The following is a 13,187-nucleotide window of genomic DNA, read 5'->3' as shown; positions in this document are numbered from 1 at the left end:
CCTCCGCCTTGCAGCTGCACGCACCACACCCCGCTCAGGTCGGCCAGGAAGCACCGCTGCTTTCCTGCGGCCTGATCCAAACGACAGGCCCTAGCCCAGCCCGTCGATCGACCGTCCGTCCCGCAGGGTCCCCTTCAGCTCGGCCTGAGCGCCCTGCTTGGACTGCACGGCCAGCAGATTGCCCTGTGCGGATCCGGCGGCCGCGCCCGTCGCCGTGATCGACGTGGTGCCCCGGCTCCCGGCGGCCAGCAGGTACCAGGGCCCCGCCTCCGACTTCCACAGCACCCCGGCCAGCACATGCGGCTCGCGCGGGCCGCAGGCCGGCACGTTCTCGGCCTTCGCCGCGACCGCCCCGTACGCCCCGCCCGGTGTGCGGAACTGCGCCAGCGCCCGGGTGCCGACGCCCCGCCAGGTCTCGGCCCGGGTGCACACCCAGGTGGCCGAGCCGCTCGCGTCGGGCAGCGGTTGCGTGGCGAACTCCCAGGCGTTCACGCCGCGTACGCCCGCGGCGCGCACGGCGGCCAGGGAGCAGGCGAAGGGGGCCCAGGTACGCAGCCCCCTGGCACCGGACGCCTCGTGCGCCGACCCGGGCCGACCGGTGGTGAGGTGGGCCGGAACCAGCTCACCGAGGTCCGTCAGCAGCCGGGTGCCGGAGGTGTCCGTCAGCTGCAGCACGTTCCACGAGGTGCACGCGCCGCTCTGGGCGGGGCCGGCCAGCGGTGCGGCGACGCCGTCGGTCAGGGCGAGGTCCATCGCGCCTGAGCCCGGCTTCAGCAGGTCCCGCTCGGCCGCCTTCGTCACCCAGGGCGCCGTCAGATAGCGGACGTTGCCGTCGGCCCGGCCCAGCACCACCGCGTTCGCCTCGGCCCCGGTCGCGCCGTCGACCCGCGCGAAGTCGAGGGCGGCCCCCTTCGCGCCGTCCTTCGGCTCCGCGTACCGGGCGATGCGCAGACCGTCGTAGAGGATCACCACGCGCACGGTGTCCACGGTCCCCGCGTACAGCAGCTGGGGCGGTCCGGCCGGGCCGCCCGACGGGGTGCCGGGGGTCGCGGAGACCTGGACGGTCTCGCCGGGGCGGGCCCAGACGGCGAGGGCGCGGCGGAGGAGTTCCCGGTCACCGGTGAGGCCGCCGCGGGCCGGCCACACGGAGAAGTCGGTGCGCGCGGAGGTCTTCCACGCGGTGGCGGCCACCCGGGTCACCCTTCCCGGGTCCAGGGCGGCCTGCGCGGCGGGGTTGCGCGCGTACGCGGGCGCGGCGGCGCCGTCGGGGCCCCAGCCGTCGCCGGGCAGACCGAGCAGCGCCCCGCACACGGCGACGGCGGCCGCCGCGGCGAGCGCCGCCTTGGTGTGCTGTCTGCGCCGCATCAGGTCGGTGGGCCGCGCCTGCAGCGAACAGGGGTCGAACTCGGGGGATTCGAGCAGCGCGTACCGCGCGGCGACACCGTCCGCCTCGCTCAGTGCGGCGTCCCCGTCGTCGACGCCCGCGGCCGTCAGCACCTTGCGTACGTCGCTGTCGGGGAGCTTCTCCAGGCCGCGCAGCACATAGGCGGCCCGGGCCGGGCCGGACAGGGCGGACAGCCGCTGGTCCAGGGCGAGTTCGTCGGCGCCGCCCGAGCGCGGGAACAGTTTGAGGCCCCAGACCTGGGGGAGGCCCGGCGGCAGTTGGGAGCGTTTGGGCCACGCCCGGCGCCGCAGCGGGAGGCCCGCCTCCAGCGCCGTACGCAGCACCTGGAGCCGGACGAGGGCGTATCCCGGGTCACCGTCGCGGCCGGTGGACTGGGCCGGGATCACGGGCGCGGGCGTGCGGCCGCGGGGCAGGGCACGCTGGGTGAGGGCGTGCGCGGTCAGGACGCGCCTGCCCCGCCCGAGACCCGGCGGGAGCACCAGATAGGCGAGCCGCACGAGCCGCGGGTAGTGCTCGACGAGTGCGGCCTCGGCCTGCTCGACGTCGACGAGCGGATCGGACGACGAGGCTGACGAGGCTGCGGAGGGGGAGGGGCGGCCGGGGCGCGGGGCGACATCCTGTGACTGCACGTTCAGCAGAACGAGCGAATCGGTGGATGGTCACCGCCACCCGGGTGAATCAACCCGGGTGAATCAACCCGGGTGAATCAACCCTCCGGCGTGACCAGGGCCCGGGCGTAGTTCGCCATCGACCGCTGGTACCGCGGCAGATGGGGGGCCAGGGCGCCGAGTACGAGGGACAGGCCCTCACGGTCGCGGCCCAGACTGGACAGGCACAGCGCCAGAGTGGCCCGTATCGCGTCGTCCAGCTCGTCGGACGGCGCGTCCAGTTCGGGTGTCAGCAGCTTGACGCCCTCCTCCGCCCGTCCGACGTTGCGCAGGGAACTGGAGAGCTGGATCTTCGCGCGCCGCCCCTTGTAGCCGCTCAGACCGCGAGCGAGCGCGTCCTGGTACAGCGGCACGGCCTTGTCCGAGTGACCGGTCGAGTCCCACGCGCAGGCCCGCTCGAAGGGGCCGAGGGGGCTCTGAGCAGGCAGTTCGGCGACCAGGGCGTCGATCACGGCGCGGAAGTCGGCCGCGTCCTCTTCCGCGTAGTCGTCGAAGGTCGCCCAGGCGGCGGCCACGCGATCTTCCCAGTCTCGATTCATCGGGTCACCTTGGCATGTGCGTGCCCATAGGGCATCCGATTTGAGTGCGGCGCGCCTCACAGCCGTATCGAAGAGGACGGGCCCCTCGCCGGGGCCGCCTGAGGCATGGTCTGATTCATGCGACCGGAGGAACAGATGAGGCTGACCCGACCGATACTCGCGCTGGGCGGCGCGGCGCTGGTGCTGGCGCTGGCGGGCTGCGGCTCCGGCGACACGAAGGACGCCGCAGCAGCCGTACCAGAGGCGGCCACCGGCAGTCTGGAGCACCTGGCCGCCGAGGTGAAGTGCACACCGGACATGCAGACCGACGCCGACGAGATCCGGCAGGCCATCTGCAAGAACACCGACGGCAAGTTCATCCTCGCGACCTTCGCCACCGACCGCGGTCAGCGCGAGTGGATCAACGGGGCGAAGGACTACGGCGGTCACTACCTGGTCGGCCGCAAGTGGGTCGCCGTGGGCGAGACCAGCACCATGACGGCGCTGCGCGGCACGCTCGGCGGCACCATCGAGGAGGGCACGGACCACGCCGCGCACGAGGGGTCGCACGAGCCTTCCGACGGCGCCTCGCACTCCAGTCACTGAACTCCGCGGTCACTGAACCAGGGCGCGCGGGCGGGCCGCATCCGGACAACGCGAAGGCCGGTGGTGAGGAATCCTCACCACCGGCCTTCAGCGTTCGATCAGGCCGTCAGGCCGTCACTGGCACTGCTCTCCCTTGTTGATGCAGTCGACCATCTGGTTCATCGTGTCCTGGGAGAAGAAGTTGATGAAGTCGTTGTGGTCGGTGATCGGCTTGTGCAGCTGCTCCGGGAAGGTGTCCACCGCGTAGGCGTTCACGACCTGCCCGTCCTGGATCTGCGGGGCCGGGGCGTCGTAGGTCAGACGGACCTGGAGCTGGGGGATCGCCTTGAAATTGTTGGCGCAGGTACCGTCGGCCTGGGCGAACGCCACGTGCGTCCGGTGGTTGGCGCTGTCGATGTTCTGACCGTCCCAGCAGCTCTGGAAGTTGGTCGTCCGGACCACCTGGCTGCCCTGCGGGCAGATCGGGTACTGGTCCTTCAGCTGCACCTTGTCCTCGAAGCCGGTGCAGCTCCAGTTCACGTTGGCGTTGGCGTTGCCGTTGACGAAGGCCTTGGCGTCACCGGTGATGATGCGCAGCGCCGTCGGCATCGCGACGACGTCGCCCTTCTTGTTGCCGACGAACTTCAGCTCGGCCTGGGCCGGCTGGAGGATCTTGCCGACGTTGCCTTCCTTGCCACCACCGTCGTTGTTCTGGTCGAAGTCCTGCGTGCCGTCCTGCACACGCAGCACCGGCCAGAAGTACGACGACTTGTCGCCCTGGTTCTGGCAGCTGGTCGTGGCACCCGCCAGTTCCTGGTCGCTGGCGAACGCGTCGTTGTTCTGGTTGCCGACGTAGTCGTGCAGGTGGTGGGCGCCGTTGGTGACACCGGGGGCGACGATCACGTTGTCCGTGTTGTGGTTGTCGTTCCCGTTGGTGCCACAGTCCGACGTGAAGGTGCCCTGCGAACCGCTGTCGCCGTTCGCGGGGAGACCGTTCTGGTCGACACCGAGCTGGGCGTTGCCCTGGACCTGGGTGATGTCCACGAAGTCCGCCGCCGCCGGGCCGTTGCCGCCCTGGCCGCCGTTGCCCTGCTGACCGGCGTTGTCGCCCTGCTGACCGTCGTCCTGGCCGCCCTGGTTCTGGTCGCCGTTCTGCTGGTCGCCGTTCTGGCCGTTCTGGCCGTCCTGGTTCTGGTCGCCGTTCTGCTGGCCACCGTTGTTCTGCTGACCGCCGTTCTGCCCACCGGCGTTGGTCTGCGGCTCCGCCGTCTGCGTGGTGCAGGCGGAGAGCTGGCTCATGGAGCTGTCGAACTTGCCCCCGACGCGCTCGACGTCGAGCCGGATCCGGTCGATCGTCGCGGTCCGCTTCTCCTTGAGAGGGCCGACGATCGAGTTCTGGACGAAGCTGGCGTCACCTGCCTGGGCCTGCCGGGTGGAGGCAAGCCGGGTGTAGGCCTCGGTGATCTGCTTGTCGAGGTTCGCCAGCTCCTTGTCCACGCCGGAGCGCGCCTTGTCCGGCACGTCCGTCAGCTTCTGGCCCACATCGGGGCAGGCGATGGTCGCGACCTGCGCGGCGGCGGACTTGGTCTGGTTCTGCGCGCTGTTTGACTCGTGCGCCGAAGCGTAGAAGTTCGCCCAGATCAGCCCGCCCCCACCGAGCGCTAGGGCCGCCGACGCGGCTATGGCCTTGTTGGCCATTGACGAACGGCGTTTACGTGTGTTGCGTCCCATGGAACTCCTCAGACTTCCTTGCGGGGCAGCATCGAGGCGCCCGACAGGAGTAAAGCGGCCCCCTTCCATACGCAGGGAGCCCCACGGGTGTTCAGCCGTCACAGAAATTCATGAGAGATGCGCGAGACAATTCAGCCCCAACTGCTTTGGCAATACCTTGAGTTGTTGATCCCTTACGGCACGTGTGAGACCGGGTCCGTTTTCAGTGGCCCTGGTCCAGATAGGCGAGAACAGCCAGGACGCGTCGGTTGTCGTCGTCCGACACCTCCAGATCCAGTTTGGCGAAGATGTTGGAGGTGTGCTTGGCGATCGCCCGTTCCGTGACGACGAGCTGCGCCGCGATCGCCGCGTTGGACCGGCCCTGCGCCATCAGCTCCAGCACCTCCCGCTCACGTGGGGTCAGCCGGCCCAGCGGCCGGTCGTCGGCCGCCCGCCGGGACAGCAGCTGCTGGATCACCTGCGGATCCATCGCCGTCCCGCCCGCCGCGACCCGTCGTACGGCGTCCACGAACTGCTCCGCGTCGAACACCCGGTCCTTGAGCAGATAGCCGACCCCGCCGGTGCCGTCGGCGAGCAGTTCGCGCGCGTACAGCTGCTCCACGTGCTGGGACAGCACCAGTACCGGCAGCCCGGGTCTGGCCCGGCGGGCGTCGAGCGCGCACTGCAGGCCCTCGTCGGTGTGCGTAGGCGGGAGCCGGACGTCGACCACGGCGACGTCCGGCTCCAGTTCGGCCAGCGCACGGGCCAGCTCCGGCCCGGTCTCGACGGCGGCGGCGATCTCGAAGTCGTAGGCCTGAAGGAGCCGGACGAGTCCGTCGCGCAGCAGGAACAGGTCTTCGGCTAGGACAACGCGCAAGGGATCTCCATGGTGACCATGGTGGGACCGCCCGCGGGGCTGCTGACGGCCAGGACGCCGTCGAATGTACCCAGTCGTCGCTCCACGCCGGCCAGGCCCGAGCCCGCCCCGATCGCCGCGCCGCCCTGGCCGTTGTCGGTGACCGAGATCCGCAGCATGCCCTCCGCGTGATGCACGTCGACCCAGATCCGGTTGGCGCCGGAGTGCTTGACCGCGTTGGTCAGCACCTCGCTGACGGCGAAGTACGCGGCCGACTCCACGGGCGCGTCCGCCCGGCCGGACAGCTCCACGTCCACCTCGGTGGACAGCGGCAGCCGCAGCGCCAACGCCCGTACGGCATCGCCCAGTCCGCGCTCGGCGAGCACCGGAGGATGGATGCCTCGGACGAGGTCGCGCAGCTCGGCGAGCGCTTCGGCGGAGGACTGGCGGGCCTGCGAGAGCAGCCGCCTGGCCTGCTCCGGGTCCTTCTCCACCAGTACCTCGATGGTGCCGAGGTCCATGCCCATGGCGACCAGCCGGGCCTGCGCCCCGTCGTGCAGGTCCCGCTCGATGCGCCGCAGTTCGGCCGCGGAGGTGTCGACCGCGTCCCGCCGGGTCTCGGTCAACACCCTTACCCGCTCGGACAGTTCGCCCTGGCCGGAGGCGAGCACGGAACGGGTCATCCGGAAGTGGACCTCCAGCAGCCGCGGAGTGAGGAAGTGCGCGAAGAAGAGCAGGACCAGGCCGAGGGCGGCGGCGCCGAACGCGGAGGCCTGCCCGGTCACCGGCACGAACCCGTACCAGTACCCGTCGGGGAAGACCCGCCACAGCCCGGCCGCTATCACGAACCCCTCGACGGGGTAGAACAGCAGCAGGGCAGGCAGCAGCGCGGTGAGGAACCCGGCCGTCATGTCCACCGGCAGCCACCTCAGGTCCCGCCAGGTCGCGGGGTCGCCCAGCATCCCGAAGGTGCGTGTCCACGGGTTGGCGTCCTTGGGCATCGGCCGGTACGCCGGCGGGATCCGCACCCCGTACCACTCGGCCGCCAGGGCCCGCCGCCAGTCCGCGAACATCCGCACCCCCGTGAGCACCCACGGGGTGGTGACGATCCCGACCCCGATCGGTATCAGCGCCATCGACACCAGCGAGATCGTGAACAGGGCCACCGCCCCCGGCAACACCACGAGTGCCAGCCCGAACCCCCGCAGGGCTGCCCGCCCGACCTCCCGCGGCCCGGTGCGGGGTCTGTCGCTCTTCGTCTCCATGGTCATGCCGTCAGTCTGGCCGAGGCACCGCCACGAAACACGGGACTTGAACGGTCGTTCAGGGGTGGTGCCAGATACACCCCGCCCACCACCGCTCCCTCTCCGAGTCCCCCTTCCCAGTCTCGACGCCCCGGCTCGGGTTCAGCCCCCGCCCGCCGCGAGCGCCTTCGCCTCCAGTTCAGGGGCGAGGCCGACCGGTGGGCGGTCCGGGCGTTGTGGGGGTGGGCCGTTGAGGGCTCGTAGCCAGTGCCAGGTGTCGGTGACGGTGTCCGTGACCGGGCGGGGGCGCAGGCCTGACGCGAGGGCGCGGGAGACGTCGGCGCCGTGCAGGGCCGCGTGGTCCTCGCTGCCCGGGGGCACCCAGACCGGCAGGTGCAGCCATGGCTCGATGCCCGCGCCGAGGATCACGTCCGGGTCGGTCCAGCGGAGTTCGGCGGCCCCGCCGGTGACCGCGACACAGGCGTCGAGCAGCGCGCCCATCGTGGTGTGTCCCGGCGGACCGACGAGGTTGTACGGCCCGCTCGCGCCCCGCTCCACCGAGTCCAGGATCCATTCCGCCAGGTCACGGACGTCGACGTACTGGAGTGGCAGGTCACGCGGCCCGGGCGCGAGGACGGGCCCGCCACGGGCGGCTCTGCTCAGCCACCACGGCAGCCGCCCGATGTTCTCGTACGGCCCGAGGATCAGCCCGGCCCGCACGAGCAACGAGCTGTCCGCCCCGAACTCCTCGACGGCGGCCAGCTCACCGCCCCGCTTGTCCCGGGCGTAGTCGGTCTGTTCGGCGTCGGCGGCCGCGCCGTCCACCAGCGGCGCCTGTTCGGTGTACCCGGCGTCCCGGGGCCAGGCGTACACCGAACAGCTCGACACATACACGTACCGTCCGGCGCGGTTCCGCAGCAGTCGCGCAGCGTCCCGCACGGCCCGGGGCGCCCCCGACCAGGTGTCGACCACGGCGTCCCAGTGTCCGTCGCCGTGCGCCTCGGTCAGGGCGGCGAGCCCGTCGGGCGCGGTGCGGTCGCCGTGCAGCGACCGCACCCCGACCGGCGGCTCGTGGTGCCCCCGGTGGAAGACGGTCACCTCCCAGCCGCGCCCGAGGGCCGCCTCGGCGACGGCCCGTCCCGCGAACTCGGTCCCACCCAGCAGGAGAAGTCTCATACCGGAGACTGTGCGGGGATCGCCCGCGGAACGGAACAGCGCTCTGCCGTCAGCAGAGGCTCACCCAGCGGGAACCGACCGGTGGAGGATCAACGCCCGGATGGCGGCGTGTACTTGTAGCCGACCCGCCGTACCGTCTGGATCGCCAGGCGGTGCTCGGCACCCAGCTTGCGCCGCAGCCGGGCGATGTGGACGTCGACGGTACGGCCGTCGCCCACGTGTCCGTAGCCCCAGACCGTGGTGACCAGCTGGTCGCGGGTGTGCACCCGGTGCGGGTGGCCGACGAGGTGGGCGAGCAGCTCGAACTCCAGGTAGGTGAGGTCGAGTTCACGTCCGGCCACCGCGGCGGTGCGCTCCACGGTGTCGACCCGGACGAGCGGGTCGACCGCGCCGACGGCCTTGTCGCCCACCCCAGGCGCCACCGGCACCACCGGCGTGTCCGGACGGTCGGGCACCGCCGTCGGCAGGAACGGCGGCTGCTGGTCGGCAGGCACCAGCACCAGGTAGCCGACCATCGGCGGCTGTCCCGGCAGCGTGGGCAGGGTGTGCGGGGGAGCGGGCAGCCAGGTGGCACCCGGCGGCAGGAAGTCCGCGATCTCGACCACCTCGTCCCGGTCGACGGCACGCAGGCGGTGCCGGGCGGAGCCGTTGGCCGGGGCGGAGGGGGCGGTGCGGGCGGCGGTGGAGAGAGAACGGGTGGTCGCCATGAGGTGTCAGCTCTTTCGCGCGAGGAGTCGTCGAGGGGACGTACGTCGTGTCGCGCTGGCCGAAGGCCGGGGTGTACGGCGTTAGAGGGCCGGCGCGTTCGTCGCGCGGCAACACACCCGGTCGAAGTCGTGATGCTGACGGGAAGGCCAGAACGGCTCCAGGTCGTGGCGACCCGTCGCGGTGTCCTTCTGGAAGCTGGCCATGAGCCCATTGAAGCAGACGGACGGCGTCACGAGGACCCTTCTCTCACAGCTTGGACGCCTCCTCGGCGTGGATTCTTGACGTCCACGACAGAGAACGCACGCGCGAGGGGCGCCCACCGTCACGGTGGGCGCCCCTCGCGAGGAAGCGGTGCGGATCAGCGTGCGGATCAGACCTGGCCGGCCTTCTCCAGGGCGGAGCAGCAGGTGTCCACGATCAGGCGGGTCACCAGGTACGGGTCGACGTTGGCGTTCGGACGGCGGTCCTCGATGTAGCCCTTGCCGTCCTTCTCGACCTGCCACGGGATACGGACCGAGGCGCCACGGTCGGAGACACCGTAGGAGTACTCGTTCCACGGGGCGGTCTCGTGCAGACCGGTCAGGCGGTCGTCGATTCCGGCGCCGTAGTTCTTGACGTGGTCGAGCGGCTTGGAGCCCTCACCGAGCGACTCGGCGGCGGTGATGATCGCCTCGTAGGTCTCGCGCATCGCCTTGGTGGAGAAGTTGGTGTGCGCGCCGGCGCCGTTCCAGTCGCCCTTCACCGGCTTGGGGTCCAGCGTCGCGGCGACACCGAAGTCCTCGGCGGTGCGGTAGAGCAGCCAGCGGGCCACCCACAGGTGGTCGGAGACCTCCAGCGGGGAGACCGGGCCGACCTGGAACTCCCACTGGCCGGGCATGACCTCGGCGTTGATGCCGGAGATGGCGAGGCCCGCCTTCAGGCAGTTGTCCAGGTGCGCCTCGACGATGTCACGGCCGAAGATCTCGTCGGCGCCGACACCGCAGTAGTAGCCGCCCTGCGGGGCCGGGAAGCCCCCCTTGGGGAAGCCCAGCGGGTAGCCGTCCTTGAAGAACGTGTACTCCTGCTCGATGCCGAAGATCGGCTCCTGCGTGGCGAACCTCTCGGCGACCTCGGCGAGCGCGGCACGGGTGTTGGACTCGTGCGGCGTCATGTCGATGTTGAGGACCTCGCACAGGACGAGGATGTCGTCGCCGCCGCGGATCGGGTCGGGGCAGGAGAAGACCGGCTTGAGGACACGGTCCGAGGCGTGGCCCTCGGCCTGGTTCGTGGACGACCCGTCGAAGCCCCAGATCCCCAGCTCGGCACCCTTGGCGTCGTCGGCGAGTATCTTCGTCTTGGAACGCAGCTTGGCCGTCGGCTGGGTGCCGTCGATCCAGATGTACTCAGCCTTGAAGGTCACGGGCCACTTCCTTCGGGGGTGTGTCTAGACGCACGTGCGGGTGCTGCGGCGCTACGGCACTGGGACGCCGCGGTTGATGCCCGGCAGTTTGTCAACAGGCGATTTCCCGATCATTGCTCGAATGTGAACCCCGTGTTACCTGCCTGTTCTGTGTTACGACTCACGACTCACGACTCACGGCGTTCCGTTCGGGAACCCTCCGCGGACGCGTCCCGCACCCCCTTCAGGAACCCCCTGATCGCGGCCAGCTCCCGCTCGTCGTACCCCTGGAGCAGGCCCACCGTCCGGTCGATCAGTGGACCGAAGAAGGACTGTCCGAGCTCCACCGCCCGCTCGTCCACCTCGACGACGACCTTGCGCCGGTCGCTCTCGCCGCGCACCCGGCGCACCCGCCCGGCCCGCTCCAGCCGGTCGACCAGCGCGGTCGTTCCCGCCGAGTTGAGCCCGAGCGCGGCCCCGAGCCGTCCCGCCGTCATCTCCTCGCCCGCGCGTGCGGCGTCCATGAGGGCGATCAGGGCGCGCACGTCCGTGGCGTGCATCCCGTTGCGGTGCGCGAACCGGGCACTGTGCAGGCCGAGTTCGACGGTCACCGCGCGCAGCAGATGGACGATCTCCATCTCGGGACCCTGGTTCGGCATGGCGTTCCTCCGGTTATCATCTCGCTCATCGAGTATCTCGCTCAACGAGATAATAGGGGAGGGGTCGCTCATGGGTGTCCGCGTCCGAGGTGTGTACGACAGCGACGGCTTCCGGGCCGCGTACGACAAGGTCATGGCGAAGTGGCCCGCCGAGCGGGAGGCGCTGACCGTCCCGACGCCGTTCGGCGTGACGTACGTCAACGTGTGCGGCCCGGCGGACGCGCCTCCGCTCGTCCTCCTGCCGGGCGGCGGGGGAGCGACCTCCGCGTCCTGGTACGCCCAGGCCGCCGACCTGGCCCGCGCCCACCGTGTCTACGCCGTCGATCTGATCGGCGCTCCCGGGCGCAGTGAACCGGCAGCCGGCCGTCATCCTCGTACGGTCGCCGACCTGGTCGCATGGCTGGACGCCCTGCTCGACGGCTTCGGGGTCTCGGCGGCCGACTTCGGCGGGCACTCTTACGGTGCCTGGATCGCCCTGCACCACGCCCTGCGGTCCCCCGCCCGGGTGCGCCGGCTGTTCCTGCTGGACCCGACCCAGTGCTTCGCCGGGTACCGGGCGGCCTACCTGCTGCACGCCCTGCCGATGCTGCTGCGGCCCACGCCGCGTCGCGTCCGCGGCTTCCTGGAATGGGAGAGCGGGGGAGCAGTCCTGGACCCCGACTGGCTCCGGCTCCAGGAGGCGGCCGCCGGCTTCCCCTCCGTAGTGAAGCCGGTGACCGGTCCGCGTCCGGCGCCGGACGCGCTGCGTGGGCTGGACATGCCTGTCCTGCTGCTCCTGGCCGGGAACAGCAGGACACTCGGGAGCAGCAGGGCACTCCCCCACTCTCGACTTCGCTCGAGCGGGGGGACTCCCGTCACCCACGAGGTGGCGACAAGGGCGAGGGCGCTGCTGCCGCGGGTGGAGATCGTCGTGGTCCCGGACGTCTCGCACCACGCGCTGCCGCAGGACGCGCCGCCCGGACTGGGCCGCCGCCTCAGCGGGTTCCTACGCGGCTAGTCACCCCACCTTCTCGATCAGGGCCCGGCGGATCAGGAACTTGCCGGGCTCACGGACCTCTTCGAAGGCCGCGTTGTTCAGAAGGGCACAGCTACCGGAGACCGAGGTGACCTCAACCGTCGTGGACTTGTTGTTGTCCAGGTTGGTGACCTTCAGCTTGGTGCCCGCCGGGAACTGGTTGCTGGACGCGGCGGGGGCGCCGCCCTCGCCGGACAGGGTGACGGTCGAGCCGTTGCACACCTGCTGTCCGGTGGCGGCGGCATCGTCACCGTTCCCGGCGGCGGGGGGCTGTGTGGCGGGGGCGCTCGTCGCGGGCTGACCGGCCTGTGACGGCGAAGCGGCCTGCGACGGCTGCGTGGCCTGGGAGTCCTGAGCCGACTCCCCAACGACGCAACCGGACGCCTCCTGCTGAACCTTGATCTGGGCGATGACCGCCTCGCGGTTGGCGATCCTGGCCTCGGACTGGGCGTCCGGAGCGGCCTTTTGGTCCGCGATGAACTTCTGGTTGTTGCCCAGGGCGGTGGAAAGCCCCTGGCAGACGGTGGACTCCGCCGCGGTCTGCGGAGCCGCGGCGTTCGAGGTGCTCGCCATGACGAAGGCGCCACCTCCCGCCACCGCCGCCGCGCTCACCAGCAGCGCGATCTTCTTCTTGGCACTGAGAGTTCTCCTACGCGACATGCGCGCCTCCTGGGAGGTCGGGGGGGGGAGCGTACGTCGCTATGTACGAGATACCGAACGGTGTTACTCAGCGGTTACAGGAGTCACTGAAGTAACGTACGTCACACATGAGTTGGGTCGTCCGTCGGTGAGCCGTCCGTCGGTGCGCCGGCCGGCTGACGCCGGGACAGGGCGTCCTGCACGGCCTCGTCACTGCGGGCCACCACCGCCGTCCCGTCCTCCGCCGTGATGATCGGACGCTGGATCAGCTTCGGGTGCGCGGCGAGCGCTTCGATCCAACGGTCGCGCGCACTCTCGTCCCGCGGCCACTCCTTGAGCCCGAGCTCCTTGGCGACGGTCTCCTGGGTCCGGGTGATGTCCCAGGGTTCGAGACCCAGGCGCTCCAGTACGCCCCGGATCTCGTCCTCGCTCGGTACGTCCTCCAGGTAGCGGCGGACGGTGTAGTCCGCACCCTCGGCGTCGAGCAGCGAGATCGCGCTGCGGCACTTGGAGCAGGCCGGGTTGATCCAGATTTCCATGCCATCCACGGTACGCGAAAACCCGTCCTCCACCTGCGCCACAGCAACCCCGAAAGCCCTTGTGGCCAGGGCCTTTTGTCAGTGGCG

Annotated in this window: 14 protein-coding genes; 2 read left to right on the top strand and 12 right to left on the bottom strand. The window is 70.8% G+C overall.

All coding sequences use genetic code 11. The features are described from left to right. Positions 1-90: 90 nt before the first annotated feature. The gene (locus AB0H86_RS24445; protein ID WP_362442463.1) at positions 91-2,034 is read right to left on the bottom strand and encodes a hypothetical protein; all 1,944 of its coding nucleotides are present in this window, start codon (positions 2,032-2,034) and stop codon (positions 91-93) included. 77 nt (positions 2,035-2,111) lie between these two features. Next, a complete protein-coding gene (locus AB0H86_RS24440; RefSeq protein ID WP_362442460.1) occupies positions 2,112-2,612 on the bottom strand; it encodes a tetratricopeptide repeat protein in 501 nt (166 codons plus the stop codon). Between the two features lie 135 nt (positions 2,613-2,747). Between AB0H86_RS24440 and AB0H86_RS24435 the strand changes: the two genes are divergently transcribed. After that, complete coding sequence (locus AB0H86_RS24435) at positions 2,748-3,197, top strand: hypothetical protein (protein WP_362442457.1); 450 nt, start codon at positions 2,748-2,750, stop codon at positions 3,195-3,197. Between the two features lie 114 nt (positions 3,198-3,311). Here AB0H86_RS24435 and AB0H86_RS24430 read toward each other — a convergent pair whose 3' ends face one another. The 8 genes from AB0H86_RS24430 to AB0H86_RS24395 form a co-directional block, all read right to left on the bottom strand. Then, on the bottom strand, positions 3,312-4,907 hold the full coding sequence (locus tag AB0H86_RS24430) for a DUF1996 domain-containing protein (RefSeq protein ID WP_362442454.1): 1,596 nt from the start codon (positions 4,905-4,907) through the stop codon (positions 3,312-3,314). Between the two features lie 202 nt (positions 4,908-5,109). Further along, positions 5,110-5,763, bottom strand: a complete 654-nt coding sequence (locus AB0H86_RS24425) for a response regulator transcription factor (RefSeq protein WP_362442451.1) — start codon at positions 5,761-5,763, stop codon at positions 5,110-5,112. Then, entirely contained in the window at positions 5,748-7,013 is a 1,266-nt protein-coding gene (locus tag AB0H86_RS24420) for a sensor domain-containing protein (RefSeq protein ID WP_362442448.1), read from the bottom strand. Before AB0H86_RS24420 ends, AB0H86_RS24425 begins: the two co-directional genes overlap by 16 nt. A gap of 135 nt (positions 7,014-7,148) precedes the next feature. Beyond that, complete coding sequence (locus AB0H86_RS24415; protein WP_362442445.1) at positions 7,149-8,162, bottom strand: NAD-dependent epimerase/dehydratase family protein; 1,014 nt, start codon at positions 8,160-8,162, stop codon at positions 7,149-7,151. A gap of 89 nt (positions 8,163-8,251) precedes the next feature. Continuing rightward, on the bottom strand, positions 8,252-8,869 hold the full coding sequence (locus AB0H86_RS24410) for a winged helix-turn-helix domain-containing protein (protein ID WP_362442442.1): 618 nt from the start codon (positions 8,867-8,869) through the stop codon (positions 8,252-8,254). A gap of 81 nt (positions 8,870-8,950) precedes the next feature. Further along, the gene (locus tag AB0H86_RS24405) at positions 8,951-9,073 is read right to left on the bottom strand and encodes a hypothetical protein (protein ID WP_362442439.1); all 123 of its coding nucleotides are present in this window, start codon (positions 9,071-9,073) and stop codon (positions 8,951-8,953) included. A gap of 167 nt (positions 9,074-9,240) precedes the next feature. Next, positions 9,241-10,269, bottom strand: a complete 1,029-nt coding sequence (gene glnII, locus AB0H86_RS24400; RefSeq protein WP_362442436.1) for a glutamine synthetase — start codon at positions 10,267-10,269, stop codon at positions 9,241-9,243. A gap of 167 nt (positions 10,270-10,436) precedes the next feature. Continuing rightward, complete coding sequence (locus AB0H86_RS24395) at positions 10,437-10,907, bottom strand: MarR family transcriptional regulator (protein ID WP_362442433.1); 471 nt, start codon at positions 10,905-10,907, stop codon at positions 10,437-10,439. Between the two features lie 70 nt (positions 10,908-10,977). Here AB0H86_RS24395 and AB0H86_RS24390 point away from each other — a divergent pair, with 70 nt between their 5' ends. After that, a complete protein-coding gene (locus tag AB0H86_RS24390; protein ID WP_362442430.1) occupies positions 10,978-11,904 on the top strand; it encodes an alpha/beta fold hydrolase in 927 nt (308 codons plus the stop codon). On the opposite strand, the gene AB0H86_RS24385 is transcribed toward AB0H86_RS24390, so the two are convergent. Both AB0H86_RS24385 and AB0H86_RS24380 read right to left on the bottom strand, forming a co-directional pair. Continuing rightward, positions 11,905-12,582: a hypothetical protein gene (locus tag AB0H86_RS24385; RefSeq protein WP_362442427.1), complete on the bottom strand. Its 678-nt coding sequence runs from the start codon at positions 12,580-12,582 to the stop codon at positions 11,905-11,907. 101 nt (positions 12,583-12,683) lie between these two features. Then, positions 12,684-13,100 (bottom strand): arsenate reductase family protein, encoded by a 417-nt coding sequence (locus AB0H86_RS24380; protein WP_362442424.1) that lies wholly within the window; start codon positions 13,098-13,100, stop codon positions 12,684-12,686. Positions 13,101-13,187 lie beyond the last annotated feature (87 nt).

The sequence above is a fragment of the Streptomyces sp. NPDC050997 genome, from assembly GCF_040660135.1.
GTDB lineage: Bacteria > Actinomycetota > Actinomycetes > Streptomycetales > Streptomycetaceae > Streptomyces.
The sequence above is the reverse complement of the archived record's forward strand: the minus strand, read 5'-3'. Positions and strand labels throughout refer to the sequence as shown.

Bases quoted from the DNA above. Each gene is read 5' to 3' on its own strand.
- AB0H86_RS24440 (WP_362442460.1), bottom strand. From the start codon at position 2,612: ATGAATCGAGACTGGGAAGATCGCGTGGCCGCCGCCTGGGCGACCTTC.
- AB0H86_RS24435 (WP_362442457.1), top strand. From the start codon at position 2,748: ATGAGGCTGACCCGACCGATACTCGCGCTGGGCGGCGCGGCGCTGGTG.
- AB0H86_RS24430 (WP_362442454.1), bottom strand. From the start codon at position 4,907: ATGGGACGCAACACACGTAAACGCCGTTCGTCAATGGCCAACAAGGCC.
- AB0H86_RS24420 (WP_362442448.1), bottom strand. From the start codon at position 7,013: ATGACCATGGAGACGAAGAGCGACAGACCCCGCACCGGGCCGCGGGAG.
- AB0H86_RS24415 (WP_362442445.1), bottom strand. From the start codon at position 8,162: ATGAGACTTCTCCTGCTGGGTGGGACCGAGTTCGCGGGACGGGCCGTC.
- AB0H86_RS24410 (WP_362442442.1), bottom strand. From the start codon at position 8,869: ATGGCGACCACCCGTTCTCTCTCCACCGCCGCCCGCACCGCCCCCTCC.
- AB0H86_RS24405 (WP_362442439.1), bottom strand. From the start codon at position 9,073: ATGGCCAGCTTCCAGAAGGACACCGCGACGGGTCGCCACGACCTGGAG.
- AB0H86_RS24395 (WP_362442433.1), bottom strand. From the start codon at position 10,907: ATGCCGAACCAGGGTCCCGAGATGGAGATCGTCCATCTGCTGCGCGCG.
- AB0H86_RS24390 (WP_362442430.1), top strand. From the start codon at position 10,978: ATGGGTGTCCGCGTCCGAGGTGTGTACGACAGCGACGGCTTCCGGGCC.
- AB0H86_RS24385 (WP_362442427.1), bottom strand. From the start codon at position 12,582: ATGTCGCGTAGGAGAACTCTCAGTGCCAAGAAGAAGATCGCGCTGCTG.
- AB0H86_RS24380 (WP_362442424.1), bottom strand. From the start codon at position 13,100: ATGGAAATCTGGATCAACCCGGCCTGCTCCAAGTGCCGCAGCGCGATC.